The following is a 3,415-nucleotide window of genomic DNA, read 5'->3' on the forward strand; positions in this document are numbered from 1 at the left end:
ACTGCTTTTGCCGATTGCTATTAACAACTCAGCAAAGAAGTGAAAATTTAGGGACTCCCCGGAAATTTCGCTTGACCCATAACCAGTCGTATGGAATGTACAAAGTGTAATCAGGCTTATTATGGTACATGAAAGCTCAATAATGCAACTATGCTAAGCTACATCATGTTCTTGGTTATAAAGGATACTGTAACTTAAACCCAATGCATTATGATACTTTTAAGACAAAGAAGCGGACCATTTCACCGGATAGGGGACAGGTACAATACAATGTTTGGTTCGGACCATTTTATGGGAAGAAGCGCATTTGAAGATAGCTGGATGTCGCGCACTACGCATACTTACGGTGAGAAAGAAAAAGATGTAAAGCTTATCGTCGAAGTAAAGCCTGAATAAGCAAATTCCGGCCCAAAAAATACTTGTCAATTTTTCGGTTGTCAACTGAAATCTATTGTCCTTGCTTTGTGAGAAAAAAGAACAATGGATTTTAAAGAGTTGCACTATAATGACACGCCACTGCTGCTAGGAAATGTTTGGGATGTTCCGGGAGCAAAGATTTTTGAAAAATTGAAATACCACGCCATAGGCACTTCCAGTGCTGCTATTGCGCACATGCTTGGCTATGACGATGGCGAACAGATCCCATTTTCTGAACTGCAATATGTAGTAAACCGCATTATTTCCTCAACATCATTGCCCGTTTCCGTTGATATTGAAAATGGCTATGGCCGCGATGCCGCTGAAGTTGTTGAAAACATCAAAGCACTACATCAATTAGGTATTGCAGGCATCAATATCGAAGATTCCGTTATAGATGATCAGGGAAGCAGACAGTTGCTCGGCCCAACTGCCTTTAGCGAGATTATCACTGCAATAAACAGGTATAAAACCGAAGCAAAAAACAACCTGTTTGTAAATGTACGCACCGATGCATTCCTGATCGGTATAGACAATGCCCTGGAGGAGACTTTAAACCGCCTGCCTTTCTATGAAAATGCCGGTGCCGATGGTATTTTTGTGCCATGCATAGAGCTGGCGGATGATATAAACAAGGTAGTAAAAGCGACCCGGTTGCCGGTGAATGTGATGTGCATGCCCAACTTGCCTGGGTTTGAAGAGTTGCAAAAGCTTGGGGTGAAAAGGATCAGTATGGGCAACTTTTTGCATCAGGCCATAGGGAATCAACTGGAGCAAAGAATAATCAGCATCAGTGCCAATAAGTCTTTCAAACCGGTATTTTAGATATGTTAGTAACGTCAGACAAAGAAATACAGAAGTACTATAATGCACTGGTCACGAAGGACAGGCAATTTATAGGTGTGTTTTATGTGGGAGTAAAAACAACCGGCGTTTTCTGTATATCGACCTGTCGAGCCAGAAAACCCAAGCTCAAAAATGTAGAGTTTTATACGGAGTCGAAAGACCTGCTCCGCAATGGGTACAGGCCATGCAAGATCTGCAAACCTACCGAAAACTCAGGGGAACCACCGGAGGAGGTGATAGCTGCCCTGGAGTGGCTGGAAAAACAACCTAAAACCAAAATATCTGATTATGACCTGAAACAGCAGGGGTTGAGTCCTGAAAATATCAGGCGGTGGTTCAAAAAATACCACGGTATGACTTTTCAGGCGTACCAGAGGATGATCAGGATCAATACCGCCTTTCAGGAGCTTAAAAATGGCAAGAGCGTTACCAGCTCAGCTTTTGATTCGGGCTACGAGTCGTTGAGTGGTTTTGGATATACCTTCAAAAACCTTATAGGAAGTGCCCCTGACGAAAGTAAGGATAAAGATGTGATACTGATGACGCGGCTCACTACGCCATTGGGCCCCATGTATGCCTGTGCCACTGACCGGGGCATTTGCCTGTTGGAGTTTACTGACAGGAGAATGCTCGAAACTGAGTTCAAAGACCTGCAGAAAAGGCTGAACGCCAATATTCTGGCCGGTGAAAATGTATATTTGAAGCAGCTCAAAGTAGAAATAGAAGAATATTTCGAAGGATCACGGAAAGATTTTAGTGTAAACCTGCATACACCGGGAACGGACTTCCAGCAGCGGGTATGGAATGCGCTGCTGAATATCCCATACGGAACCACTTCCACCTACCAGCAACAGGCCGAAAGGCTGAAAAGACCTACGGCGGTGAGGGCTATAGCCTCTGCCAACGGATATAACAGGATCTCTATTGTGGTGCCGTGCCACCGGGTTATTGGTAAAGACGGAAGCCTGACCGGCTATGGAGGAGGGTTGGAGCGGAAAAAATGGCTGCTGGAGCACGAACGGAAAAACGGATGAGAAGTATTATCTGTAATCCGCCAAAACCATTTTAATGTGCTTCCCGTTTGGGTTTAGTAAAACCAGATGCTTTGAAATACCAGCAAATTCCCATACCGCCAGGCCTTGAAACTTTCATACAGTCTATTTGGAAACTGGAGGATGATGGAGGTGTCCGGGCTGGTTCGCAGTCGTTTCAGTTGATAGCAGACAGCAGCCCGGGGCTGATTTTTCAGCATACCGACTTTGGTAACTTCTCCAGGGATGGCAAGCAACTCCCTCCGGCATTTATTTTTGGCCCATCCACAAAATTTGGGACACTGCAACTATCCGGAAGCTTTAAAACAACAGGCATATTCTTTCATCCTGATGCTTTGAAAACTGTATTTGGGCTTAAGGCTGAACAACTCACCAATACCTGTATAGACATAGACACTTTGGGTAAAGTGAAGGGCAACTGCCTTCAGGAAAGGCTGCTGAACAGTGAATCGTATCCGGACCAGCTCTGTCTGTTACTGTCCTCTTTGAAAGACCTTCGTGAAGACAATGCCGGTTTTACAGATGAAAATGTCTCATTTGCCATTGGCGAAATTTCTGCATCCCATGGTAAGCTCTCGCTGCGGGAGCTGAGTAAAAGGATGAATTTGTCAGAACGAACAATAGAAAGGAAGTTCAGGGAAGCCATCGGTATCACTCCAAAGCTGTACTCCAGGTTATGTCAGTTCCAGTCATCGCTCAGATATTTAAAGCAAAATAACATAGACAAACTTTCCGATGTAGCCTTTGAATTTGAGTTTTCAGACCAATCCCATTTCATTCGTACCTTCAAAGAGTTTTCGGGTTTCACGCCCAACAATTATATACGAACCTCAAAAGAACTCGTCGACAACCTGACACAGGGTCAAGCCGAATTTCTGGGGAGACACTAAGTTTTTACGGATCAAGCGAAATCTCTGGGGAGACCCAAACACTTTCACCTCTTTGCTAACAGACAGTTGTTAATAGCAATCGGCAAAAGCAGTAGGCAAAGGTGTGTAATATAACAATAAGCGCGGTTTACTTAATTTTCAGCAGCAAGTTTCACATTACTTGTCTTACTTTCCAATCCGTTTACTCCACAGGTTTTACGCTTGTTCCCT

Annotated in this window: 4 protein-coding genes; all 4 read left to right on the top strand. The window is 44.1% G+C overall.

Going from position 1 to position 3,415, the window contains the following annotated elements:
• The first annotated feature begins 210 nt into the window (after nucleotides 1–210).
• The 4 genes from E1163_RS02440 to E1163_RS02455 all read left to right on the top strand — a co-directional run bounded on the left by E1163_RS02440 (nucleotide 211) and on the right by E1163_RS02455 (nucleotide 3,205).
• Nucleotides 211–396 (top strand): hypothetical protein, encoded by a 186-nt coding sequence (locus tag E1163_RS02440; protein WP_155169102.1) that lies wholly within the window; start codon nucleotides 211–213, stop codon nucleotides 394–396.
• A gap of 84 nt (nucleotides 397–480) precedes the next feature.
• Nucleotides 481–1,242: an isocitrate lyase/PEP mutase family protein gene (locus tag E1163_RS02445; RefSeq protein ID WP_155169104.1), complete on the top strand. Its 762-nt coding sequence runs from the start codon at nucleotides 481–483 to the stop codon at nucleotides 1,240–1,242.
• A 2-nt stretch (nucleotides 1,243–1,244) separates the two neighbouring features.
• Entirely contained in the window at nucleotides 1,245–2,297 is a 1,053-nt protein-coding gene (locus tag E1163_RS02450) for a bifunctional transcriptional activator/DNA repair enzyme AdaA (RefSeq protein ID WP_155169106.1), read from the top strand.
• Nucleotides 2,298–2,368: 71 nt separating this feature from the next.
• Nucleotides 2,369–3,205, top strand: coding sequence for a helix-turn-helix domain-containing protein (locus tag E1163_RS02455; RefSeq protein ID WP_155169108.1), 837 nt, complete (start codon nucleotides 2,369–2,371; stop codon nucleotides 3,203–3,205).
• Nucleotides 3,206–3,415: the final 210 nt, after the last annotated feature.

The organism is Fulvivirga kasyanovii (assembly GCF_009711405.1).
Lineage (GTDB): Bacteria > Bacteroidota > Bacteroidia > Cytophagales > Cyclobacteriaceae > Fulvivirga > Fulvivirga kasyanovii.